The following is a 25379-nucleotide window of genomic DNA, read 5'->3' on the forward strand; positions in this document are numbered from 1 at the left end:
GGGCTCAGCGCGCCTTTTCGGCCGCGGCGGCGGTGTCGTCGTGCAAGGTCCGAACCAGCGCCTGCATGTCGGCCGGCATCGGCGCACTGCAGCGCACCGGCTCACCGGTGATGGGATGGGCGAACTCCAGGGTCTCGGCATGCAGCGCCTGGCGCTTGAAGCCGCGCAGCGACTCGATCAGCGCATCGGTCGCGCCCTTGGGCAGCTTGAGCGGGCCGCCGTACAGCGGGTCGCCGACGATCGGGTGCTTGAGGTGCTGCATGTGCACGCGGATCTGATGGGTGCGACCGGTTTCCAGGCGGCACTCCAGCAGGGTGTGGGCGCGGAAGCGCTCGCGCAGGCGGTAGTGGGTGACCGCGTCGCGGCCGTCCTCGCGCACCGCCATGCGGATGCGGTCGCGGGGGTGGCGATCGATCGCGAACCGGGCGGTACCGCCCGACACCAGCGCGCCGACCACGACCGCCAGGTACTGGCGATGGACCTCGCGCGAGGACAGTTGCTCGACCAGGGCGGTGTGCGCGGGCAAGGTGCGCGCGACCACCATGACGCCGGAGGTGTCCTTGTCCAGGCGATGGACGATGCCGGCGCGCGGCAGCGCGTTCAGCGACGGGTCGCGGTGCAGCAGCGCGTTGACCAGGGTGCCGGTCGGGTTGCCCGCGCCCGGATGCACCACCAGCCCGGCGGGCTTGTCGATGACGATCACGTGCTCGTCCTCGTACAGCACCTCCAGGGAGATGTCCTCGGGCTCGGAGTGGGTCTGGATGTCCAGCACCACGGCCAGGGTCACCGTTTCGCCGCCGCGGACCGGGTCGCGCGGGCGGGCTTCGTGGCCGTCCAGGAGGGCGTCCCCGGACTTGATCCACGCCGACAGGCGCGAACGCGAGTAGTCCGGGAACAGTTCGGCAAGCACCGCGTCGAAGCGGCGCCCGGCGGAGCTGTCGGGGACGATGGCCTGCAGGGGGAGGTCGGACTGGTTCATGGGCAGGCGGTATTCAAGGAGGCGCGTCGCGGGGCTGCTATTATCGGCGCTTCGTGCCCTCGGCGCCCGTTGAAACCTGCCATGACCTTCCGTTCCGTCCCGCTGCGCTTGCTGACCCTGCTGCTGATCGTCACCGTTGCCGGTTCCGGCTGCGCCCGCTTCGGCAAGATGTTCAAGGACAAGGACGCGGACGAAGGCGCCCCGGTCGAGGAGCTGTACGCCAAGGGCCATCGTTCGATGACCAACGGCAACTGGTCCGGCGCGGAGGCCACCTACAAGCGCCTTGTCGCCCAGTACCCGTACGGCCCGCACACCGAGCAGGCGCTGATCGAAACCGCCTACGCCCAGTACAAGGCGGGCAAGCACGAGGACGCGGTCAGCAGCATCGACCGCTTCATCCGCACCTACCCGACCCACCGCAACATCGCCTATCTGTACTACCTGCGCGGCCTGGCCAACTCCAACCGCGACACGGTGTTCCTGCAGAAGGTCTGGCGCCTGGACCCGAGCCGTCGCGACCTGGCCACCCCGACCCAGGCCTACAACGACTTCTCGATCGTCGTGGAGCGCTACCCCAACAGCCGCTACGCCGCCGAAGCACGCAACCGCATGGCCGCGCTGCGCGACACCTTCGCCCGCCACGAGCTCGAGACCGCGCTGTACTACCTGCGCCGCACCGCGTGGGTGGCCGCCGCCAACCGCGCCAAGTACCTGCTCGACACCTACCCGCAGTCCGCCTACCAGGACGATGCGATCGCCACGATGGCGCTGGCCTACGACAAGCTGGGCAACCAGACCCTGGCCGGCGACGCCAAGACCCTGCTGCAGCAGACCTCGCCGAACCACCCGTACTTCGGCGGCAACTGGCCGGATTACCCGAGCAACTGGCGCAAGCTGAACCCGTTCGCGGGCGAGAAGTCGGCGCTCGACAACGACTGAACCGGGACCGCCTGCAGCGCAGGCCGCCCTGCCGGTCCATCCCGGCGCCAAACGACAACGCCGCCCTCGGGGCGGCGTTGTCGTATCAGGCGCAGACGCACGGGCGGGCGGCGGCATCCCGCCTGCCGGTATGCCGACTAGCGAAGTAGGATGGGTTGAGCGCAGCGATACCCATCAACCGGGATCCAGGCGGGAGCGAAGGCAGCACTCCTGGCGACTGCGGAATCTGTCAGGCCGACCCACGGCGCCCTCGGGATTGCAGCTGGCGCATCGGCTGCCATGGCGTGCGATGGGTATCGCTACGCTCAACCCATCCTACGCGGCTACCCGAGCAACTGGCGCAAGCTGAACCCGTTCGCGGGCGAGAAGTCGGCGCTCGACAACGACTGAACCGGGACCGCCTGCAGTGCAGGCCGCCCTGCCGGTCCATCCCGGCGCCAAACGACAACGCCGCCCTCGGGGCGGCGTTGTCGTTTCAGGCGCAGTCGCACGGGCGGGCGGCGGCATCCCGCCTGCCGGCGGCTAGTGGTAGCCGTTGCTGATCGGGTAGCGCCGTTCGCGGCCGAACGCGCGGCGTGAAACCTTCGGACCGGGCGCGGCCTGGTGGCGCTTCCATTCGCTGATCCGGACCAGTCGCAGGACACGATCGACGGTGGCCGCGTCGAAACCGGCGTCGACGATCTCGTCGCGCGACTGCTCCTGATCGACGTGGCGCAGCAGGATCGCGTCCAGCACGTCGTACGGCGGCAGCGAGTCCTGATCTTTCTGGTTCTCGCGCAATTCGGCCGATGGCGGGCGGTCGATCACCGCCTGCGGGATCACCAGGCCGCCGTGGGTCGCGGTACCGCCCACGGTGTTGCGCCAGCGCGCGAGCGCGAACACCTCGGTCTTGTACAGATCCTTGATCGGCGCGTAGCCGCCGCACATGTCGCCGTAGATCGTCGCGTAGCCGACCGCGTACTCGCTCTTGTTACCGGTGGTCAGCAGCAGGCCGCCGAACTTGTTGCTGAGCGCCATCATCAGCGCGCCGCGCGTGCGCGACTGCAGGTTCTCCTCGGTCACGTCGACCGCCTGGCCTTCGAACTGGCTCGCCAGCGTGTCCAGGAACCCCTGGAACGGCGCCTCGATCGGCACGGTGATCATGCGCACGCCCTGCGCGGCGCACTGCTGCGCGGCAAGGTCGTTGCTGAGGTCGGCGGTGTAGCGCGATGGCATGCGCACCGCAGTGACGTTTTCCGCGCCCAGCGCATCCACCGCGACGGCCATCACCAGCGACGAGTCGATGCCGCCCGACAGCCCCAGCCATGCCTTGGTGAACCCGTTCTTCCGGCAGTAGTCGCCGGTGCCGCGCACGATTGCGCGCCAGGCCAGCGCATCGCGGCTCTCGTCACCCTCTTCCTGCCACTGCAGCGCGGTGAATCGGCGGGTCGCCGCGTCGTAGTCGACCACCAGCCACTGATCGGTGAATGCCGCAGCGGCCGGGTGCACGGTGCCGTCGCCATCGGCAACCACCGACGCGCCGTCGAATACCAGCGCATCCTGCCCGCCCACGGTATTGAGGTACGCCAGCGCCACGCCGGTCTCGGCCACGCGCTGCGCCAGCAAACCGTCTCGTTGGGCGTGCTTGTCGCGCTCGAACGGCGACGCGTTGGGCACCAGCACCAGTTCCGCGCCGGCACGGGCCGTGCTGGCCAGCGGTTCGGCGAACCACAGGTCCTCGCAGATCACCAGGCCCACCGGCACGCCCTTGACCTCGAACACGCAGTCTTCGCGATCGGGATCGACATCGAAGTAGCGGCGTTCGTCGAACACGGCGTAGTTGGGAAGTTCGCGCTTGCGGTAGGTGTGCGCGAGGGTGCCGTCACGCAGCACGCTGGCGGCGTTGTAGACCACGCTGCCGGCGCTCTGCGGCCAGCCCACCACGGCGGTGATGCCGCGCACGCCGGACGCGATTCCGCGCAAAGCCTGTTCGCAATCGGCCAGGAAGCGCGGGCGTATCAGCAGGTCCTCGGGTGGATAGCCGCACAACGCCAGTTCCGGGAACAACACGATGTCGGCGCCGAACTCGTCGCGCGCGTGCGCGATGAATTCCGCGATCCGGGTGGCATTACCAGCGACATCGCCCACGGGAAAATCGAACTGGGCAAGCGCGATGCGGAGTTGTGTCGACATGTTGCGAACCTGATTTTGCGCCCGGCACCTGGTGCACCGGGCCGGAGGGCCGCCGCGAATGTCGTCGCGGTGGCAGCGGGCGTGTCATGCAGGCCGGCATTGTTTCAGAAAGCACCGGCGCTGGCGCCGGCGCCGCCGTCGGCACGATCGTGCCGAGTTCATTGGACCGGCAGGGTGCGCGCGTTGGCGCCCGGGGTGCCGCCACCGGACAACGACCAGCGCGCGGGTTCCCGCAGGTAGGCGCGTGCGAACGCCCGCGCGGCAGTCGATGACACGTGGTTGTCGTCCCAGAACAGCGCGTAGCCGTCCTTCAGCACCGGACACTCGACCTCGTTGCAGAAGAAGTCGCGCGGGTCGAGCACTTCGACGTTGTCGTGCCTGGCCGCGATGTTCGCCAGGACCCGCCGTGCCGGCGCCGCCTGGTGGTCGAACATGTCGCGCGGCATCGCGCACCGGTCGAGCAAACCGGCGGCAATGCACTTTGGCGCGCGCTCCAGCAGAGCCGGCGAGGGCTCGATCAGGATGACCCGGCGGACCCGGGGCGCCACCTCCGCGACCGCCTGCTCCAGGCCAGTTGCGATCGATGCCGGTGACTGGAACACCTCGCCGGCGTGGGTCGGCCGATCCTGGAAGTACGCCAGCCAGTGCGCCGCAATGACGAGGGTATCGACGCGATGCTGGCGCAGATAGTCCCGAACCAGTGCGTTGTGCCGCTGGCATTTCTCCCGATGCCCAGGAAAGTCCGGTCGCCGGGTCGCAAAGTTGCTGATCGGCGCGCACGAGTCGAGCGTGAATCCGATCGCCGATTGGTTTGCGGCGCTGGCCACTTCCCAGCCGAACGGTTGCCAGGCAAGGGCATGGGAATCTCCCCAGATCACCAGTGCCGGCTCGCGCGCGGGCAAGGAGCGGCAGGAGGCCGGCTTCAACCCGGCGATGCTGTCATCGAGCCCGTAGTGGCATCGCCGCATGTTGGCCGGACGGTCGTTCTCGGCCGCCGACACCAGTGCATCGGGCGGCGGCCCGATCATCAGTTTCCCCAGCGCCAGAACCGAGGCCAGCAGGGCGAGCGAGCCGGCAGCGCCCATCGCCACCACGCGCGGCTTCGGCAGCGTGGGCATGGACCGCCGGAACGGCGTTTCGACAAAGCGATAGCTCAGCCAGGCCAGCACCACGGCCAACGCGCACAAGCCCAGTCGAACCCACGGATTGGCGGGACCGATCGTGAGCATCCGCTCGAACGCCAGCAATGGCCAATGCCACAGGTAGAGTGAGTACGAGATCAGCCCGAAGAACACCATCACCCGCGAACGCAGCACGACACCGGGCAAGCCAAGCGCCCCTTCGTCATGGATTGCCCACAGCACCAGCCACGTGCCTGCCACCGCCGGCAGCGCGCCCACACCGGGAAAGTGCTCGCCAGGCCCCCAGGCCACCGCCAGCAACACCAGCAACAACCCGGTCGCCAGCAGAGTCGGCGGCGCCCAGGCCTTGAGGCCGCGCACGCCAAGCGTCGCAACCAGGCCGCCGGCCGCCAGTTCCCAAAAGCGCGCGGGCATCTGGTAGAACGCGATCGATGCGCGGATCTGCAGCCAGTTCTCGGCCAGCAGCAACGACGCCAGGCTGGCCAGCACCAGCGTGCCCGGCACCGCGCGCGGGCCGCGCCAGCGCAGCACCGCGATCAGCAGCAACGGCAGCACGAGGTAGAACTGCTCCTCGACCGAAAGCGACCACAGGTGAAGCAGCGGCATCTCCCCGGACGGGCCATCGAAATAGCCGCCGGTGATGCGCACGAAATGCAGGTTGGCCACGAACAGCAACGAGGCGATCGCCGAGTCCGCCACCCCGTCGAGTGCGCGCCCCGGTGCAAACAGCACCGATCCGGCGGCGACGCTCGTTGCGATCACCACCCACACCGCCGGCAACAGGCGACGAGCGCGTCGCGCATAGAACGCCATCAGGTCGATGCGTCCGTGGCGCTTCCATTCGCGCAGCAACAGCGACGTGATCAGGTAGCCCGAGATCACGAAGAACACGTCCACGCCAACGAAACCGCCGGGCAACCAGGCCGCGCTGGCGTGGTACACCACGACCGCCAGCACGGCGATCGCGCGCAGGCCGTCTATCTCGGGGCGGTATTTCAGTTCACTCATGCCGATCTGCCCGATGGCTGCCCGGTGGCAGCCAGCACACCCTATTTACCAACGAAAACGGCCCCCGCCAACGGAACGTCAGTTCCGCCAACGGAGGCCGTCAGGGCGCACTGGCTGTCAGCCGTTGAGGCGCTTGGCGATCGCTGCACCCAGGTCGCCCGGCGACTTCACCGTGGTGACGCCGGCTGCTTCCATCGCGGCGAACTTGCCTTCCGCGGTGCCCGAGCCGCCCGAGGCGATCGCACCGGCGTGGCCCATGCGCTTGCCCTTCGGAGCCGAGGCGCCGGCGATGAAGCCGACCACCGGCTTGGTGACGTACTGGCGGATGAACTCGGCCGCTTCTTCCTCGGCCGAACCGCCGATCTCGCCGACCATGATGATGCCTTCGGTCTGCGGGTCGTCCTGGAACCACTTCAGCGCGTCGATGAAGTTGGTGCCGTTGATCGGGTCGCCGCCGATGCCGATGCAGGTCGACTGGCCGAGGCCGACGTCGGTGGTCTGCTTGACGGCTTCATAGGTCAGCGTGCCCGAGCGCGACACGATGCCGATCTTGCCCGGCATGTGGATGTGGCCCGGCATGATGCCGATCTTGCACTCGCCCGGCGTGATCACGCCCGGGCAGTTCGGGCCGACCAGCACCACGTCGTCGAAACCGTTCAGCACGTTCTTGACGCGCAGCATGTCCAGCACCGGGATGCCTTCGGTGATGCAGACGATGACCTTGATGCCGGCATCGGCCGCTTCGAGGATCGCATCGGCCGCGAACGGCGGCGGCACGTAGATGACCGAGGCGTCGGCGCCGGTCTCGTTGACCGCATCGGCCACGGTGTTGAAGACCGGCAGGCCGAGGTGCTGCGTGCCGCCCTTGCCCGGGGTCACGCCACCGACGACCTGGGTGCCGTATTCCAGCATCTGTTCGGCGTGGAAGGTGCCCTGCGAGCCGGTGAAGCCCTGGACGATCACCTTGGTGTTCTTGTTGATCAAAACGCTCATGTGTTCGTCCTGTATTACTTGCCGGCGACGGCCGCAACGGCCTTCTTCGCGCCGTCGTTGATGTCATCGGCCGGGATGATGGCCAGGCCGGAGTTCTTCAGCAGCTCCTTGCCGGCATCCACGTTGGTGCCTTCCAGACGCACGATCACCGGCACCTTGACGTCGACTTCCTTGACCGCGCCGATGATGCCTTCGGCGATCATGTCGCAGCGGACGATGCCGCCGAAGATGTTGACGAAGATCGCCTTGACCTTGTCCGACGACAGGATCAGCTTGAACGCCTCGGTCACGCGCGCCTTGGTCGCGCCGCCGCCCACGTCCAGGAAGTTCGCCGGCGAACCGCCGTTGAGCGAGATGACGTCCATCGTGGCCATGGCCAGGCCTGCGCCGTTGACCATGCAACCGATGTTGCCGTCCATGGTGACGTAGTTGAGGTCGTGCTGGCTGGCCAGCACCTCGGTCTCGTCTTCCTGGCGGATGTCGCGCATCGCCACCAGTTCCGGATGGCGGAACGAGGCGTTGTCGTCGGAATCGATCTTGCCGTCGAGCACGGCCAGGTTGCCGTTGGTGAGGATGGCCAGCGGGTTCAGCTCGACCAGCGCCAGGTCCTTCTCGTTGAACAGCTTGTACAGGCCCAGCATGATCTTGGTCAGCTGGCCGACCTGCTTGGCGTCCAGGCCCAGCGCGAAGCCCAGGTTGCGGCATTCAAACGCCTGCAGGCCCTGCACGTAGTTGACGTTGAGCGAGTGGATCGCTTCCGGCTTCTCGGCGGCGACCTGCTCGATGTCCATGCCGCCCTCGGCCGAGGCGATGAAGGTGATCGACTTGGTCGAACGGTCCACCAGCACCGACAGGTACAGTTCCTTGGCGATGTCGGTGCCTTCGCACACCAGCACCGAATCGATCGGCAGCTCGACGCCGGCAGTCTGGTAGGTCGCCATCCTGGTGCCCAGCATCGCGGCGGCGTACTGCTTCACTTCGTCGTACGAGCGGGCCAGCTTGACGCCGCCGGCCTTGCCGCGGCCGCCGGCGTGGATCTGCGCCTTGACGACCCACAGGTCACCCGGGATGGTCTTGGCGGCTGCGACGGCTTCGTCGGGGGTGCGGGCAACCACACCGACCGGCACTGCGATGCCGTAGTCGGCAAAGAGCTGCTTTGCCTGGTATTCGTGAAAGTTCATGCGTCACCGAGGGGAGTTGAAGACATCCCACGCAGCGGCATCCGGCGGGCGGTTGCGGGTGCGGGGGGCCGGGCATTGTCACCGATCGGGGGGGGTACGGGCAAAACCGGGGTCCGGCGGCCGCGCCGGCGGGGCCTCTGGGGGCCGCACGCAGCGGCCCGCGAGGTAGCCAGCGCGCGCAACCTGCCTATACTCCCGGGCAAACACCGCCAAGGACGCCAGCTTGCCGTTACGTCTCGCCAGCCCCGAGGTAGCCGACGCCGACCGCGTACTGCGGCGCGAACTGTACTTCTACACGCTGTACCGGCTGCTCGAAGCGACGATGCTGGTGTTCGTGGTGTTCGGCCCGGTGGTCGACTACCTCAGCGTCCCCCGCCATCCCGGCCTGGCCGCGGTGCTGGCGTCGGGCTATCTGTTGGCCGCGCTGTTGCTGTTCGTGTTCGGCCGGCGCGGCGAGCTGCGCACCCAGGCCCTGGTGGGGGTCAGCATCGACCTGCTGTTCGGCATCCTGGCGATCCACGCCCTGCCAGTCGCGGGTACCGGCATCTCGCTCATGCTGATGTTCAACATCGGCGCGGCGGCCTTGCTGCTGCGCACGCGCTACGGCCTGGGGATCGTGCTCATTGCGGTGGCGGGGCTCGTCGGCGAGTTCAGCTGGAGTGTCATGGCGGGCGAGCCCGACACGCGCTCGCTGGTGGAGCCGGTGATGTTTGCGATCGGTTACCTGGCCATCGCCACCCTGACCAGCGTGCTCGGTCGCGAGATGCGCGAAAGCTACAACCTCGCCGAGCGCCGCGGCGCCGAGACCGCGCACCTGGTCGAGGTCAACGAACTGATCATCCGCCGCCTGCGCACCGGCGTGCTGCTGGTTGATGGCGACAACCACGTGCGTCTGGCCAACGAAGCCGCCACCCTGCTGCTCGGCGATGCCGGCGATGGGCGTCGCGATCTGGCCATCGCGCTGCCGGAGCTGTCGCGCCGCCTCGCGCAATGGCGCAGCGATGGTCGCAGCGATGAGAATCCGCTGCAGATCGCCCCGGACCAGCCCGAAGTGGTGCCGCGCTTCACCCGCCTGCTTGCCGGCAGCGACCAGACCCTGGTGTTTCTGGACGACACCTCGCTGGCCTCGCGCAAGGCCGAATCGCTGACCCTGGCCACGCTCGGCCGCTTTTCGGCCAGCCTCGCCCACGAGATCCGAAACCCGCTCGCGGCGATCAGCTACTCGGTGCAACTGCTCGAGGAGTCCCACGACATCCGCCCGGCCGACCGCCGCCTGCTGGAGATCATCCGCCAGCAGGGCACGCGCATGAACGGCATCGTCGAGAACGTGCTCGGCCTGGCCCGCCGCGAGCCGGCCAAGCCCGAGCACGTCGAACTGGTCAGCTTCACGCGCCACTTCATCGACGACTACCAGGCGGGCCACCCGATCGAGCTCGACAGCCTGCGGGTGACCGCCGGGCAGCCGAACATCGCGGTGCTGGTCGATCCACGCCAGCTGCACCAGGTGCTGACCGTGCTGGTGCACAACGCACTGCTGTATGGCCGTATTCCCGGTGAGCCGGCGCGAATCACCGTCAACGTGCAGATCGACAAGCAGCTGATGCCGATGGTCGAGGTGCTCGACCGGGGTCCGGGCATTCCCGACCGCATTGCCCAGCAGTTGTTCCGGCCGTTCTTCACCACCTCCAGCCACGGCACGGGCCTGGGCCTCTACATCGCACGCGAACTGTGCCGCGCCAATCAGGCGATGCTCGATTTCGTACCCCTGCCCGGCGGTGGCGGCTGCTTCCGGATCCGGTTCTCCGCGCCCACCCAGCCGACCAAGCCGCCCCCCACGCAGGAACGCCGCGGCCGCACCGTGTGACCGCGGCACGTTGCACCGCTTGGCCGTAACGCGCCCTTCCGCTATCGTGAGCGACATGGCCGAAACCCGCAGCGCACTGATAGTTGACGACGAGCGCGATATCCGCGAGCTGCTGGTCATGACACTGGGCCGCATGGGCCTGCGCTGCGACACCGCATCGAGCGTCACCGAGGCGCGCAACCACCTGCAGCGCAACCGGTACGACCTCTGCCTGACCGACATGCGCCTGCCCGACGGCTCGGGCATCGATCTCATCAGCGAGATCAGCCAGAACCACCCGAACACCCCGGTCGCCATGATCACCGCCTTCGGCAACGTCGAAGCCGCGGTCGAGGCGCTCAAGGCCGGCGCCTTTGATTTTGTCGCCAAGCCGGTCGAGTTGTCGGTACTGCGCGATCTGGTCCGCCACGCGCTTGATCTCGGCGAATCGCCGCCGCCGGCCGCGGCAGCCGACGCGGTGGCGTCCCGCCTGTATGGCCAGTCGCAGGCCATGGCGCAGCTTCGCCAGACCATCGCAAAGGTTGCACGCAGCCAGGCACCGGTTTACATCGCCGGCGAATCGGGCGTGGGCAAGGAGCTTGTCGCCCGTACGATCCACGCCGAAGGCGGCCGGTCCACCGGCCCGTTCGTGCCGGTCAACTGCGGCGCGATTCCCGCCGAGCTCATGGAGAGCGAGTTCTTCGGCCACAAGAAGGGCAGCTTCACCGGTGCGCACGTCGACAAGCCCGGCCTGTTCCAGGCTGCCGACGGCGGCACGCTGTTCCTCGACGAGGTCGCCGAGCTGCCACTGGCGATGCAGGTCAAGCTGCTGCGCGCGATCCAGGAAAAGTCGATCCGTCCGGTGGGCGCCAACGCCGAAGTTACGGTGGATGTGCGCATCCTGTCGGCGACCCACAAGGACCTGGGTCCGATGGTCGCCGATGGCCGATTCCGCCAGGACCTTTACTACCGCATCAACGTGATCGAGCTGCGCGTGCCGCCGCTGCGCGAGCGCCTCGAAGACCTGCCCGGGCTGTCGGCGAAGATCCTCGAGCGCCTTGCCGGGCACCAGGGCCGGTCGGTGTCACGACTGGGCGACGACGCCGTCGAGGCCCTGCGCCGCTACCCGTTCCCGGGCAATGTGCGCGAACTCGAAAACATCCTCGAACGCGCCCTGGCGCTGGCCGAGGGCGACTACCTCGATGCCGGCGACCTGCACCTGCCGGTGGTGGCCAGCACCGCCCCCATGGCATCCCCGCCCGCAGCGGTCGCCGCGCCGCAGCCGTCGGCACCCGCGGCGGCAGTTGACCCGCGCACGCTCGATCCCCGCGACACCGCCACCAGTGCGCTGCCGTCCTACATCGAAGAGATCGAACGCGCCGCCATCCAGCACGCGCTGCAGGAAAACCGCTACAACAAGACCCGCACCGCGGCGGCACTGGGCATCACGTTCCGCGCGCTGCGCTACAAGCTCAAGAAGCTCGGCATCGACTGAAGCCGCGCGGCATTTGCCTGGCGCCACATCGCGCCACTGACTTCGCTGATCACTGCCGTTGCGGCGCCTGGTTCACCAGGCGCCGCATTTCGTTGGGCCGATCAGGGACTGGGAGCCACGTCGTTCCAGGCCAACAGGAAGCTACGCGCCAGCGCATAGCGTCGTTCGGACGCCACGTTGGCGCCGTGCTTGCTCTCGATCTCGACGGCCCCCTTGCGATCGCCTTGCGCAATAGCACCCAGGATGGAGATCACCAGCATCTGCTCGCGCAGGACGCTGGGGGCCGAATTCCCGACCAGCTGCAGCGCCTGCAATCCAGTCTCGCGCATCGCCGGACCGTTTCTCCGGGCAGCCGCCGCGTAGGCGTCCATCACCGCAACCACCATCGGCGGTTGCGCCTTCAGGTCGATCCATTCCGGCTGCAGCCAGATGCCCACGTGGTCATCAGCCGGCAGATAGCCGATCGACGAGTCGGCCACACCGGCAACAGCGCGCATCCACAGCTCCATGTCCTTCGACGCCACCGGACTCGCGGACAGGCCACGCAACACCTTGACCGCTTCGAGCAGATCCTTGCGCCGTGCCCGCAGACCTTCGCCGGTGCCGCCGTTCATCGCGTCGCGCAGGCTGCGGGCATTGGTGTGGTCGGTGGCGCCGAAACTGCTCTTGTTCTCGGTCACATCGTCGGCAATCGACAACGGGGAACGTCCGCCCGTCATTTCCAGCAGCGGCATCCCGACGCCCGTCAACGCCTCCAGGAGCACCACACGCTCATGCATGAATCTGGTTCTCGGCGCCTGCAGCGATACGGTGGGATAGAAGTCCGAATGCGGCACCGCCTGCTCCATCGCGACGTAGGCCTGTAGCGTCGAACGCGAGGCGATCTGACGCACCTGCAGGTCGGCGCCGCTGCGGATGCCAATCCGAGCGAGCTCGGACTTCAGGGGTTCGCCCGAAAGCCGCTTGGCATCCATGGCGGGAATCGGCTTGCCACTGGCCACGAACAGCATGTCCGAGGTATTGGTGAGGTAGGCATCGACATAGTCAAATTCGTTCACCAGGGCCGACACCATGGTCGCCACCAGCGGGTCGCTGAGCTCGTACGACTGCAGCCACTGCACGGCGATACCGTCGTCTTCGAGGTGGCGGTGCATGAACTCGTAGAACTCGGACGTGAACAGGCTGGCGACACCGCTGACCCAGGGGTTGGACGGTTCGGAGATGATCACGTCGTAACGCCGCTGCCCGGTGGAGAAGTACGTCCGGGCGTCGTCGATATGGATCCTGGAACGGGGGTCGTTGTACGCCCGGGCCACACGGCGACCGTACATGCGGGCGCCGTCGTACATCGCCCGCTCGATCTCGATCGAGTCGACGACCTCCGGCAGCGGACTACCCAGCATCGTGTGGGTGCTCAAGCCGGAGCCCCAACCGATGATGGCGACCTTGCGAGGATCCGGATGGGTCGCCAGCGGCAGCGCCGCGGCCATCGCCATCGTGATCTCGTCATCGGTCGGCACCTGGTCCGTCCCGATCTCGATGGACGCATCGGGCTTGCCATTGGTGGCGATGGTGCCCACCGAGCCGACACTGAAGAAGCCGACCGTCGCGGTCTTGCCGTCACGCAGGTAATGCACGGTGGCGTCGCCTCCCAGGCTAGCCAACCCGTGACGGAACACACCCGAAACCAGCGCGCGCGGCTCGACGCGACCAAGCAGCATGCTGCCTGCGAACGCGACCACGGCAACCGCGACCGCCGCCAGGTAACGCGGCTTGCGCACCTGCTCGGCATAGAAGCGCAGCAGCACCACGCCCAACACGATATCGATCAGCGCCGCGATCGTGACCGCCAGGCGCAGGCCAAGCATCGGAATCAGCACGTGCACCGCGACCACAACGCCGACGATCGCACCCAGCGTATTGGCCGCATAGATGCGACCGATGCTTGCCTCGCCGCCGCCGCGGCGCAGAAGTGCCATCGTGTACAGCGGCAAGGTCATGCCGGCAAAAAACGCCGCGGGGAACATCACCAGCAGCGCGATTCCCCCGCTGCCGAGGCTGAACATCGCGTAGCCGGATGGATCACGCGGCAGGGCGGCCATCAGGCCGGCAACCCAGCGGAAGCTCTGACCGAACACCGGCAGCGAAACCAGCGCCGCCGCACCCATCCAGATCTGGGCATAGCCGGCATAGGCGATCGCGTCGCCAAGACGCTGGCTGCGATTGCGGATCCACCAGCCACCGAACGCGAGGCCGAGGATGAATGCTGCCAGCATCAACTCGAACGAGTGCACGGTGGTGCCCAACGCCTGGTTGAGCATCCGCACCCAGCCGATCTCATAGACGAACGAGGTCGCGCCGGTGATTGCCGCCGCCAGCATCAGCACAGGCGCCAGCCGGGCCGCGCCACCAGCAGGATCGGCCTTGGAAGAATCGGCCTTGGAAGAATCGGCCGTGGACGAACTGACAGGTGCGACCGGCACCGGGGCAGCCTGGTCCGCGTGCCTGGCCACCACCCAAGCCAACCCGCCAACGGCGAGATTGACCAGGCCGGCAACCATCACCGAGCCGGGCATGCCAACGGCCGGCAGCAGGACGAAGGTTGCGGCGAGCGCGCCGATGGCTGCACCAATGCTGTTGGTGAAGTACAGGCCGCCAAGGATTTCGCCATCCGCCCTGGGCGCCACCCGCAGGTAGCCGCCGCTCATCAGCGGAAACGTCATGCCCAGCAGAATGCTCTGCGGCAGGATCATCATCGCCGCACTGCCCCACTGCCAGGCGCGCACCGCCGCTTCCGAGCTCATCGCCGGGTAGACGGTGTCCTGGGAGAAGGTGGTGTACATCTCGAACAGGGGATGGAACGCCAGTCCGGCCAGGCCAATCACGATCTCCACCCAGGCATAGGCCAGGATCAAGCGCCCCCAGCCACTGCCGAAGCGGCTGACGGCCCATGCCCCCAACGCCATTCCGCCCATGAAGATCGCGAGCACCAGCGACTGCGCATAGGCAGCGTGGCCAAGGCTGAGTCCCAGGTAATGCGACCAGATCGACTGATACACCAGTCCGGCAAAGCCGGAAGCGACAAACAAGGCCAGCAGCGTACGCTCCAGGCCGATCCTGCGATTCGACATCTCACCCCTCCCCATTTGGACGGCAGGATACTTGAGCCAGTGGCGATGCCGAGCAACCGAGTTGGCAGTTGTAGCCGGAAGCAACGGCACGGCATTGCATCGGGCAACTGGCATCTGCGCCCATCGCTACGCGTGCCGACAATCGCAGCGCGCGGCTTGGCTCCGAAGCGCCCTCGAACCCGGGGGCTGCGCCAGATGTGACCCAATTTGTCACCTTTTCCGACAGGGTGACCATATTTGTCACCTCGCCAATTCCTGTGCCACATTCTTAACGTGACCCCCCTCCCAGTTTCCCGTTACAAGGCCGCTGGCCGGTCTTGGCATGGCTTGTGCGTATTCATCTCTGCACGTGCTTCGACGCACGGCTGCCGAAGGACCGATAACGCCGGGCCGGACGTACGTGATGATGTCAACCACTCCTAGGGGAAACACCATGAAGAAGAATCAGCAAGGCTTCACCCTCATCGAACTGATGATCGTTGTCGCGATCATCGCGATCCTTGCCGCCATCGCGCTGCCGGCTTACCAGGACTACGTTGCCCGTTCGCAGGCGACGGCTGGCCTGGCCGACATCCGCGGCGGTGAGACCGCGTTCGAAGAGCTGATCAACCGTGGTTCGACGCTCGCCTCCAGCGCCGCCGCCATCGGTCTGCAGAACGCGACCCCGCGTTGCTCGTCGATCAAGACCGAAGGTGCTGCGTTCAGCCAGGACCAGAACAAGACCATCACCTGCGTGCTGGCCGGCAACCCGAAGGTCCTCGCCAAGACGATCATCCTGACCCGCACCACCAACGGCGTGTGGGCTTGCTCGACCGGCAACGGCCTGGCCGACAAGTACAAGCCGGGCAACTGCACCTAATCTGCAGTAGTCTCGCTTGAGGGAAAGCCCCGGCCTTGTGTCGGGGCTTTTTTTTGGTTTCTTCACCCAGTGGTTCGGGCAATAAAGCCGCGCTGCGCTGGATACCGGGACAAGATGCCGGGCCGCGCGCCGCACTCGGGCAGGCATGCCGCGCCGCTACGGCAACATCGCGCCTCGGGCATGGGGTTCCGTAGTGCCGGTCACTACGTGACGAGCCCCCTCGCCAACACAACAGAAGCCCCGACGCGCGCGCACCGGGGAAAGAGTTGCCCCTGAGCCCGCAATTGCAGGGGCCAACCACGACCCGACGCGTCAGGTTCCGCCCCGCGCCTCACGACGCGCCCACGTCCGTCCGGGCAGATTGAAGGCGAATTTGACGCCAGATCAAGCCACTCACCGCCCATACCCGACCACTTGTCGGCCATCCGGGCCCATGTGGCCGGTCTGGCACGCTCTCTGCTTTGACCTATGGTTATCAACACAGGGGATCCACCATGAAACGGCAGCAGGGCTTTACCTTGATCGAGCTGATGATCGTCGTTGCGATCATCGCCATCCTCGCGGCGATCGCACTGCCCGCCTATCAAGACTACGTGGCCCGCAGCCAGGTCACGGCGGGGCTGTCGGACATCACCAGCGGCAAGTCCAGCTTCGAATCGCTCGTGATCACCGAAAGCCTGACGACGTTCAACATTCAGGACATTGGCCTGCAAAGTACGACCCCCCGCTGCACCAACCTCACGATGGCCCCCGGCCTTACCGGCCACATCCGCTGTGAACTGGCGGGCAATCCGAAGGTCAACGGCGAGCTGATCGAGATCACCCGCGCCAGCAACGGCAGCTGGAGCTGCATCACCAGCGCCGGAATCGCCGACAAGCACAAGCCGGCTGGTTGCGCCTGACACCGGAACGTCCGCCACATACGGCCCATGGATCGCGCAACTACACTGCGGTCCATGGCCGCTGGAATGTGAACTGATGACGCTGTCGCGTAGATCCACCCTGCTGTACTCGCTTGCATTGTCCGTACTGGCCGCACTGGTTTACTGGCCCGGTCTCAGCGGCGGTTTCATCTTCGACGACTACCCCAATATCGTCAGCAACACGCGCATCCATGCGCAGACGCTGAGCTGGGAAGCGATCGTCACGGCATCGCAGGGCTATCAGGGCGGCGGCTACGGCCGGCCACTGGCGACGATCAGCTTTGCGCTGGACTACCTGATCAGCGACACGTCGGCCTATCCGTTCAAGCTGACCAGCCTGATCGTTCACCTGATCAATGCGCTGCTGGTGTTCTGGCTGCTGCGTCGCGTGCTGGCGCTGCCGCGTGACAGCGCGGAGCGACCATGGCCCCTCGTCGCGGCATTCGCGATCGCCCTGCTATGGGCCATTCACCCGATGCAGGTCTCGACGGTGCTTTACGTCGTCCAGCGGATGGAGACGTTGTCGCTGACCTTCGTGCTGCTTGCGCTGATCGCCTACATGCGCGGCCGGACGGCGCAGCGCAATGGCGATCTCGGCTGGCCGTGGCTGGCAACATCGGCGGTGCTTGCCTGCCTGGGCATGGCAAGCAAGGAAAGCGCGGTGCTGTTCCCGGTGTATGCACTGTGCCTGGAGCTGACGGTGCTCGACTTCGACGCGAAAGCCGAGCGGACCCGCAGGTTTCTCAAGATCGCCTACGCGGCGGGCCTGCTGGCGGCGATCGTGCTGTTCGTGGCCTGGGTCCTGCCGCAGTACGCAACGCCAGGAAACATGGGCGGTCGCGACTTCACACTGGCCGAACGGCTGCTGAGCCAGCTGCGCATCCTGCCTGCCTATATCGGGCAGATGCTCCTGCCGCTGCCCAGCAGCCTGACGTTCTATTACGACAACTACCCGATATCGACCGGACTGCTGTCGCCTGCGACCACGCTTGCCGGCGGCCTGTTCCTGCTGGGGTTGCTCGCATTCGCATGGCTGGCGCGGCGCCGCATGCCGCTGGCATCCCTCGGCATCCTGTGGTTCTTCGCCGCGCACCTGCTGACCAGCAACGTGTTCAACCTGGAACTGCGATTCGAGCATCGCAATTACTTCGCACTGCTGGGCGTGCTGATGGCGTTGGCCGATCTGGCACGTCGGATCCCGATGCACGACGGCCCGGGGCTCAAGTACGTGGCGCTGGGTGCACTGCTGGTCGCATTCGGCGGGATGACTGCCGTTCGCAGCGCCACCTGGGGCAACCAGATTCTGCTCGCCAACGAACTGGCGGAGCGCAACCCCGCATCGGCCCGGGCCAGCAACGATTACGCCGAGCAGCTCATGAACCTCTCGGGCATGGACACGACATCGCGCTTCTATCCGATGGCGGTGCGCGAGTTCGAACGCGGCTCGCGCCTCCCCGGCGCCTCACCTTTGCCGGAGCAGGGCCTGATCCTGATGGCGGCGAGCAGTGGGCAGGTACCGGAAGCGGCGTGGTGGGACCGGCTCAACGAGAAGATACGCACACGGCCGATCGGGCCGCAGGAACAAGGCGCGGTCCATGGCCTGCTGAATCATCGCTTCAAGGGAATGGAACTGGACGACAAGCAGTTGTCGCTGGCGCTGTCCACCCTGTTCCGGCGCTCCCTCATGCCCAGGCAGGGCTATGTCGATTACGGCGTCTACGCTCAGACTTACCTGCATGACGACGCACTCGCCACGCGTCTGTTCGTCAGGTCGCTGGACCGCGGCTCGCCCGATCCGAGCCTGGCGGGCGGCCTTGCCGCCGACCTCATCCGCAGTGGCTACGGTGCGCAGGCGAAGGCGGTGATGCAACGCGCCAGCGAATTGGGGCTGACGCAGGACCCGCGCTTCAAGGCAGCGCTCAATCGCACCGACGCACCGTAGTCGGGCGCGGGCGGGGCACGCGGCGGATTGCCGCCTGCCCCCCAAGGCTCTGTGTGGCTGCCCTTGCGTGCCGCGACGTCCCCTGTGCGACCGTGGCAATTCGACCCTGGCCCCGATTCGCCCGGCACTACTTCGCCAGAATCGATGCCGGAAGGCTCCGGTCCGGCACCCACGCTACCCCGTCGAGGGACGGCCTGACGCCGGACGTGCTGCAAACGACTGCGGCGGGGAGTCCGCGTGCGCCAAAGCAACCACCGAGACCTCCGGGCGTGCTTCGTGGCGCGTGATCACCAGCACATTGAGGTCTGGTACTCGTGCAGCGACTCCGGCCTAATAGCCCCATGAAAGCAGTGATCCTTGCGGGTGGCCTGGGCACCCGCATCAGCGAAGAAACCACGGTCAGGCCCAAACCGATGATCGACATCGGCGGCAAGCCCATCCTTTGGCACATCCTCAAGATCTACTCCCACCACGGCATCAACGACTTCGTGATCTGCCTTGGCTACAAGGGCTACATGATCAAGGAGTACTTCGCCAACTACTTCCTGCACATGTCGGATGTCACCATCGACCTGCGCAACAACCGCCTGGACGTGCACCACAAGCACGCCGAGCCATGGCGGATCACCTTGGTGGATACCGGCGACGACACCCAGACCGGCGGGCGCCTGCGGCGTGTCGCGGGCTACCTCGACGACGGTCCGTTCTGCTTCACCTACGGCGATGGTGTGTCCGATGTCGACATCGGCGCGACGATCGCCTTCCATCGCGAGAAGGGTGCCCTGGCCACGGTCTGCGCCGTGCAGCCGCCGGGACGCTTCGGCGCGCTGGATATCAACGAGGGCCGAATCACCCGCTTCGAGGAGAAGCCATCGGGTGACGGCAGCTGGATCAACGGCGGCTTCTTCGTGCTGGAACGCGCCGCGCTCGACCACATCGACGGCGACGATTGCGTCTGGGAGCGCGGCCCTCTGGAGGCGCTGGCACGCCAAGGCCAACTGGCGGCCTACACCCACCACGGCTTCTGGCAGCCGATGGACACGCTGCGCGACAAGCTCAAGCTCGAAGAGCTCTGGCAAACGGGTTCGGCGCCGTGGAAAACATGGACCTGAGACCGCTGTTTGGCGGCAGCTACACCGACCTGCGCGTACTGGTCACGGGCCACACCGGCTTCAAGGGGTCGTGGCTTTGCCTGTGGCTGCAGCAGATGGGCGCCCAGATCACCGGCCTCGCACTGCCGGCCGACACCACGCCCTCGCACTGGGGACTGCTGCAGCTCGATGGCGTGCGCAACCTCGAAGTCGACCTGCGCGACAGCGCCGCATTGCGCGCCGCAATCGATGCAGAGCAACCGCACATGGTGTTCCACCTCGCGGCGCAGCCTTTGGTCAGGCGCAGTTATCGCGACCCTGTCGGAACGTTCGCCACCAACGTGACAGGACTGGTCAACCTGTTCGAGGCGGTGCGCGGCTGCGCTTCGGTGCGCGCCCTGGTCAATGCGACAACCGACAAGGTCTACCTGGACCAGACCACCGAAGACGGCTACCACGAGCAACACCCGCTTGGCGGCCACGATCCCTACAGCACGTCCAAGGCCTGCGCCGAGCTGGTGTCGGAGTGCTATCGCAAGAGCTTCTTCAGCGGCGTCGGACAATCACAGCCGAGGGTCGCGACCGCGCGCGCGGGCAACGTCATCGGCGGCGGTGACTGGTCCGAAGACCGGCTGGTGCCCGATCTTGTGCGATCGGCGATGGCCGGCGCGCCCTTGCGCGTGCGCAATCCCCACGCGGTAAGGCCGTGGCAGCACGTGCTCGAACCGTTGTCGGGGTACCTGCGTCTGGGCCAGGCGCTGTTGGCCGGTGAACGCGCCGAGGGCCCCTGGAATTTCGGACCTGCCACCGATGCCACGATGCCGGTCGCCGGACTGGTGGCGCGGATGCGCGAACTCTGGCCCGGCGTGAGGGACGAACCCTGCAACGATTCGCATCCGCACGAGGCAGCGACGCTGCGGCTGGATTGTGGCAAGGCCGCGCGCGAGCTCGGCTGGCACCCGGTATGGAACGCCACGCAAACCGTGGAACGCACCATCGGCTGGTACCGCGCCTTCCATGAAGGCAATACGGTGCTGAGCCACTCGGATCTGTCGGCCTATGTCGCCGATGCGCGCGCGGCCAAGTTGGACTGGGCCACGTCCCCATGAGCGCGATGGTGCTGCATCCCACACCGCTCGCAGGGCTGACGCTGATCGAAACCTCGCCGATTTCGGACGAACGCGGACGCTTCGTCCGCGTGTTCTGCGAATCCGAACTGGAGGCGTTGCGCCCTGGCCTGCACTTCCCGCAGATCAACCTGTCCACCACGTACCAACGCGGCAGCGTGCGCGGCATGCATTTCCAGCACCCGCCAGCGGCGGAGGCCAAGCTGATCCGTTGCGTACGTGGCCGCGTGTTCGACGTGGCTGTCGACCTGCGTGCCGGCTCGTCGACCTTCCTGCAATGGTTCGGTGTCGAGCTGGCCGAGGAAGCGCCACTGCAATTCTTCATTCCCGAAGGCTTTGCGCACGGCTTCCAGGCGCTGACCGATGACGCGCAACTGCTGTACCTGCACACGGCGTCATGGAGTCGCGCACACGAGGGTGGCCTGCGTTACGACGACCCACGACTGGCGATCGACTGGCCGCTGACGGTGAGCCAGGTTTCCGAACGCGATCGAATCGCGGCGCCGCTCGACCAGGACTTCCCAGGAATCCATCCATGAAGTGCCGCTTCTGTGCGACCACGCTCGGCGGAGACATCGCCGGTGCGGACGATCGTCGCCACGTTTTCCTCGACCTGGGCACTGCGCCACCTTCCAACGCGTTCCTTGCCCCCGAGGCACTGACCGCCCCGGAATCCTGGTTCCCGCTGCGGTTGTACACCTGCCCGAACTGCCTGCTGGTGCAAGTCGACGAAGTGCAGTCGCACGCACAGCTGTTCTCGCCGGACTACGTGTACTTCTCGTCCTACTCGCGCTCGTGGCTTGAACATGCCGAACGCTACGTGGAGCGCGCGACCGAGCGACTGGGCCTGGGTGCCGACAGCCTCGTGGTCGAGATCGCCTCCAACGACGGCTACCTGCTGCAGTACGTGGCCGCACGCGGCATTCCCTGCGTTGGCATCGAACCCACGGCGGGAACGGCCGAAGCGGCACGCGCGCGCGGCATCGACACGATCGTCGAATTTTTCGGCCGCGAGTTCGCGGGGCGTTTCGTTTCCCAGCGCGGCCGCGCCGACCTGGTGGTGGCCAACAATGTGCTCGCCCACGTGCCCGACCTCAACGACTTCGTCGCCGGCATCGCCGTGGCGCTGACGCCACAGGGCGTGCTCACCGTCGAGTTTCCGCACCTGCAGCAGCTGGTCGCGCAGCACCAGTTCGACACCGTCTACCACGAGCACTTTTCGTACTTCTCGCTGCACACCGTGTGCAAGGTGTTCGCCGCGCACGGGCTGCGCGTGTGGGATGTCGAAGTCCTGCCCACTCACGGTGGCTCACTGCGTGTCTGGGCCTCGCCCGAGGCCAGCGCACACCGCCAGACCGATGCCGTGGCACGGGTACTGGCGGGCGAAGCGGCCGCGGGCATGCTCGAGGCCGACTACTACCAGGGCTTCCAGGCCCGGGCAGACGAGGTCAAGGACGGCCTGCTGGAATTCCTGCTGCAGCAACGCCGTGCCGGCCGCAAGGTCGCCGGCTACGGCGCAGCGGCGAAGGGCAACACCCTGCTCAACTACGCCGGCGTGCGACGTGACCTGCTGCCGTACGTCGTCGACGCGTCGCCGCACAAGCAGGGACGTTTCCTGCCCGGCTCGCGCATTCCGGTCGTTGCCGAGCAGCACCTGCGGGACGATCGCCCCGACGTGGTGCTCATCCTGCCGTGGAACCTTCGTGAGGAGATCACCGCGCAACTGGCGTACATCCGCGAATGGGGTGGACGTTTCGCGACCGCGGTGCCTGCGATGGAGATCGATTGACCGTGCGCGTCGCGGTGACCGGTGCCAGCGGCTTCATCGGCCGGCAGGTGGTGCGCGAACTCGTGGCGCGCGGTGCCGCCGTGGTCGCGGTGTCGCGCCGCCCGGACCCGCCGGTCAGCGACGCCGTGACACCGCTGGCGATGGACATCGCCGCGCCGGGCCAGGCCCCTTTCGAACGCCTGGGGCGCCCGGACGTGCTCCTGCATCTGGCCTGGGGAGGCTTGCCGAACTACCACTCCGCGCACCATCTCGACACCGAGTTCCCCGCCCACGCCGCCTTCCTCGATGCCTGCCTCGACGCCGGCCTGCAGCGGCTGGTCGTGGCCGGCACGTGCCTGGAATACGGGCTGCAATCTGGCGAACTTGACGAGGCCATGAGCGCCTCGCCCGTTACCGCCTACGGCCAGGCCAAGGCCGCGTTGCACCAGCACCTGGTCGAACGCGGCCAGGACCGCGGGTTCGGACTTGCCTGGCTGCGGCTGTTCTATCTGTACGGGCCGGGCCAGGCAGCGAGTTCGCTTTACGCGCAACTGCGCGCCGCCGTCGCATCGAACGCCCGCACGTTCGACATGTCGAACGGCGACCAGGTGCGCGACTTCCTGCCCATCGAAACGGCTGCCGCGCATATCGCGGCGATCGCACTGGGGCATGCCGATGCAGGCACGGTCAACATCTGCAGCGGCCACCCGGCGACGGTCACCGACACCGTTCGCGGCTGGCTGCGCGAGTGGGACGCCGACATCGCGCTGAACCGCGGCGTTTACGCCTATCCTGACTATGAACCCTTCGCGTTCTGGGGCAGCACGCGCCGGCTGCACTCTCTGCTGGAAACGACATGAGCGAACGCGAACTGCTGCGGCTGCAAGGCTTGCCGGCATACCAGAACAAGATGTTCGAATCGGCTGCCGCCGCCATGGCCTGCCCACGTGGTGACGTCGCCCTGGTCCAGGACCTTGCCAGTGGCCGGGTGCACAACGCCGCGTTCGACCCGGACCGGCTGAGCTACGACGGCAGCTACCAGAACGAGCAAGGGCACTCGCCGGCGTTCCAGGCGCATGTCTCGGAAGTGCTGGCCACCATCGGCCGCCATTTCGGTGCCATGGACATCCTCGAGATCGGTTGCGGCAAAGGCGCCTTCCTCGACCTGTTGCGGGCTGCCGGGCATGACGCCCGCGGCATCGACCCGGCGTACGAAGGCGACTCGGAACACATCATCCGCCGTCACTTCGAACCCGGGATCGGCGTGCGGGGCGATGCAATCGTGATGCGCCATGTGCTCGAGCACATTCCGGCGCCGATGCGGTTCCTGGAATCGGTGCGGGACGCCAACGGCGGTTCCGGACGCATCTACATCGAAGTGCCGTGCCTTGAGTGGATCCTGCAGCGGCGTGCCTGGTTCGACGTGTTCTATGAGCACGTGAACTATTTCCGTCGCGCCGATTTCGCGCGCATGTTCGGCAGCGTGCTCGAGTCGGGCAGCCTGTTCGGAGGCCAATACATCTATGTGGTGGCCGAGCTGGACTCCCTGCGCGACCCGGCCGCTCCCGGGCTGGGCGCACCGCCGCCGGTGACGTTGCCCGCGGGGTTCTTCGCCAGTCTGGATCGGTGCGCTCAGGCCACGCGCCCCGGTGCGCGCAGCGCGGTCTGGGGCGCCGCCGCCAAGGGTGTGATGTTCACCCATCACATGCAGGCACGCGGCCTGGCCCCGGCGCTGGCGATCGACATCAATCCGGCCAAGCAGGGCCGCCACCTCGCCGGCAGCGGCCTGCCCGTCCTGGCACCGCACGAGGCGCTGAAGTTGCTCGGTGACGCACCCGACGTGTTCGTGATGAACTCCAACTACCTTTCCGAGATCCGGGCGATGGGCGGCCCGGGTCCCAACTACATTGCCGTGGACCAGACATGAGCGACTTCCAGGAAGAAACCCGGCAACGACTGCGCGACGTGCGTGGCAACCAGCGCCTGCTCGCGGACGCGCGGGCGTTCACCGAGTCGTCGGTGGAGGCGAAGTACTCGTACAACTTCACCTGGCAGGGCCGGCCGATCATCCAGTACCCGCAGGACATCGTGGCGATGCAGGAACTCGTCTGGGCAACGCGCCCGGACCTGATCATCGAAACCGGCATCGCCCACGGTGGATCGCTGGTGCTGAGCGCCTCGCTGCTGGCGATGCTCGATTACACCGATGCGCTGGCCAGCGGCGAAACGCTCGACCCGCGCGCGCCACGGCGACGCGTACTGGGCGTCGATATCGACATCCGTGCGCACAACCGCGAGGCGATCCTTGCCCATCCGATGGCTGGTCGCATCGACATGCTGCAGGGGTCTTCGGTGGCTCCGGACATCGTCGCCCAGGTCGCGCAGGCAGCGCAGCGCCATGAGCGCGTGATGGTCTGTCTCGACTCCAACCACAGCCACGAACACGTGCTCGCCGAGCTGGAGGCCTACGCTCCACTGGTGACGCGCGGTTGTTACTGCGTGGTGTTCGACACGGTCGTCGAGGACCTGCCGGCATCCCAGTACCCGGACCGCAACTGGGGCCCGGGCGACAACCCCAGGACGGCGGTTCGCGAGTACCTCCGGCGACTGGGCGACGAAGGGCGCACGGCCGCCGATGGCGCCGCGCTCGACCTCGAGGTCGACACCGATCTCGAAAGCAAGCTCCTGGTCACCGTGGCCCCCGGCGGCTACCTCAGGCGCGCGTAACCGCGCCATCGCGCATCACCGGCCAACCCAACGCGACACGCAAAGCACCCAAGGGCACG

At 67.0% G+C, this 25379-nt stretch carries 19 protein-coding genes; 13 read left to right on the plus strand and 6 right to left on the minus strand.

From position 1 onward, the window contains the following. Positions 1–4: 4 nt before the first annotated feature. A complete protein-coding gene (gene rluD / locus EER27_RS07605) occupies positions 5–979 on the minus strand; it encodes a 23S rRNA pseudouridine(1911/1915/1917) synthase RluD (protein ID WP_123087435.1) in 975 nt (324 codons plus the stop codon). Positions 980–1060: 81 nt separating this feature from the next. On the opposite strand from rluD, the gene EER27_RS07610 reads away from it, so the two are divergent. Then, entirely contained in the window at positions 1061–1918 is an 858-nt protein-coding gene (locus EER27_RS07610; RefSeq protein ID WP_123087436.1) for an outer membrane protein assembly factor BamD, read from the plus strand. Positions 1919–2440: 522 nt separating this feature from the next. Here the strand turns inward: EER27_RS07610 and EER27_RS07615 are convergent. From EER27_RS07615 to sucC, 4 genes are all read right to left on the minus strand, one after another. Next, positions 2441–4090, minus strand: a complete 1650-nt coding sequence (locus EER27_RS07615; RefSeq protein WP_123087437.1) for an NAD+ synthase — start codon at positions 4088–4090, stop codon at positions 2441–2443. A 158-nt stretch (positions 4091–4248) separates the two neighbouring features. After that, positions 4249–6240, minus strand: a complete 1992-nt coding sequence (locus EER27_RS07620; protein WP_123087438.1) for an acyltransferase family protein — start codon at positions 6238–6240, stop codon at positions 4249–4251. 117 nt (positions 6241–6357) lie between these two features. After that, positions 6358–7233 carry a succinate--CoA ligase subunit alpha gene (sucD, locus tag EER27_RS07625; protein ID WP_123087439.1) on the minus strand — a complete coding sequence of 292 codons (876 nt, stop codon included), beginning with the start codon at positions 7231–7233 and terminating at the stop codon, positions 6358–6360. A 14-nt stretch (positions 7234–7247) separates the two neighbouring features. Then, positions 7248–8414: an ADP-forming succinate--CoA ligase subunit beta gene (gene sucC, locus EER27_RS07630; protein WP_123087440.1), complete on the minus strand. Its 1167-nt coding sequence runs from the start codon at positions 8412–8414 to the stop codon at positions 7248–7250. Between the two features lie 223 nt (positions 8415–8637). On the opposite strand from sucC, the gene EER27_RS07635 reads away from it, so the two are divergent. Then, positions 8638–10278: a sensor histidine kinase gene (locus EER27_RS07635; protein ID WP_223807220.1), complete on the plus strand. Its 1641-nt coding sequence runs from the start codon at positions 8638–8640 to the stop codon at positions 10276–10278. Positions 10279–10333: 55 nt separating this feature from the next. Beyond that, on the plus strand, positions 10334–11752 hold the full coding sequence (locus EER27_RS07640; protein WP_123087441.1) for a sigma-54-dependent transcriptional regulator: 1419 nt from the start codon (positions 10334–10336) through the stop codon (positions 11750–11752). A gap of 101 nt (positions 11753–11853) precedes the next feature. Here EER27_RS07640 and EER27_RS07645 read toward each other — a convergent pair whose 3' ends face one another. Further along, a complete protein-coding gene (locus EER27_RS07645) occupies positions 11854–14883 on the minus strand; it encodes a fused MFS/spermidine synthase (RefSeq protein ID WP_190285697.1) in 3030 nt (1009 codons plus the stop codon). 433 nt (positions 14884–15316) lie between these two features. Here EER27_RS07645 and EER27_RS07650 point away from each other — a divergent pair, with 433 nt between their 5' ends. From EER27_RS07650 to EER27_RS07695, 10 genes are all read left to right on the plus strand, one after another. After that, positions 15317–15742 (plus strand): pilin, encoded by a 426-nt coding sequence (locus EER27_RS07650; RefSeq protein WP_123087443.1) that lies wholly within the window; start codon positions 15317–15319, stop codon positions 15740–15742. Positions 15743–16236: 494 nt separating this feature from the next. Continuing rightward, positions 16237–16644 carry a pilin gene (locus EER27_RS07655; RefSeq protein WP_123087444.1) on the plus strand — a complete coding sequence of 136 codons (408 nt, stop codon included), beginning with the start codon at positions 16237–16239 and terminating at the stop codon, positions 16642–16644. Positions 16645–16720: 76 nt separating this feature from the next. Further along, positions 16721–18607, plus strand: a complete 1887-nt coding sequence (locus EER27_RS07660; RefSeq protein WP_123087445.1) for a hypothetical protein — start codon at positions 16721–16723, stop codon at positions 18605–18607. A 341-nt stretch (positions 18608–18948) separates the two neighbouring features. Continuing rightward, positions 18949–19719 carry a glucose-1-phosphate cytidylyltransferase gene (rfbF, locus tag EER27_RS07665; RefSeq protein ID WP_123087446.1) on the plus strand — a complete coding sequence of 257 codons (771 nt, stop codon included), beginning with the start codon at positions 18949–18951 and terminating at the stop codon, positions 19717–19719. Next, a complete protein-coding gene (rfbG, locus tag EER27_RS07670; protein ID WP_190285698.1) occupies positions 19710–20807 on the plus strand; it encodes a CDP-glucose 4,6-dehydratase in 1098 nt (365 codons plus the stop codon). Before rfbF ends, rfbG begins: the two co-directional genes overlap by 10 nt. 5 nt (positions 20808–20812) lie before the next feature. Next, complete coding sequence (gene rfbC, locus EER27_RS07675) at positions 20813–21364, plus strand: dTDP-4-dehydrorhamnose 3,5-epimerase (RefSeq protein WP_123087788.1); 552 nt, start codon at positions 20813–20815, stop codon at positions 21362–21364. Next, the gene (locus tag EER27_RS07680) at positions 21361–22614 is read left to right on the plus strand and encodes a class I SAM-dependent methyltransferase (RefSeq protein ID WP_123087448.1); all 1254 of its coding nucleotides are present in this window, start codon (positions 21361–21363) and stop codon (positions 22612–22614) included. Before rfbC ends, EER27_RS07680 begins: the two co-directional genes overlap by 4 nt. Positions 22615–22616: 2 nt before the next feature. Further along, positions 22617–23453 carry an NAD-dependent epimerase/dehydratase family protein gene (locus EER27_RS07685; RefSeq protein ID WP_123087449.1) on the plus strand — a complete coding sequence of 279 codons (837 nt, stop codon included), beginning with the start codon at positions 22617–22619 and terminating at the stop codon, positions 23451–23453. After that, positions 23450–24520, plus strand: a complete 1071-nt coding sequence (locus EER27_RS07690; protein WP_123087450.1) for a class I SAM-dependent methyltransferase — start codon at positions 23450–23452, stop codon at positions 24518–24520. The genes EER27_RS07685 and EER27_RS07690 overlap by 4 nt, the downstream gene beginning before the upstream one ends. Then, complete coding sequence (locus tag EER27_RS07695) at positions 24517–25320, plus strand: cephalosporin hydroxylase family protein (protein WP_123087451.1); 804 nt, start codon at positions 24517–24519, stop codon at positions 25318–25320. Before EER27_RS07690 ends, EER27_RS07695 begins: the two co-directional genes overlap by 4 nt. Positions 25321–25379: the final 59 nt, after the last annotated feature.

The sequence above is a fragment of the Montanilutibacter psychrotolerans genome, from assembly GCF_003719825.1.
Lineage (GTDB): Bacteria > Pseudomonadota > Gammaproteobacteria > Xanthomonadales > Xanthomonadaceae > Montanilutibacter > Montanilutibacter psychrotolerans.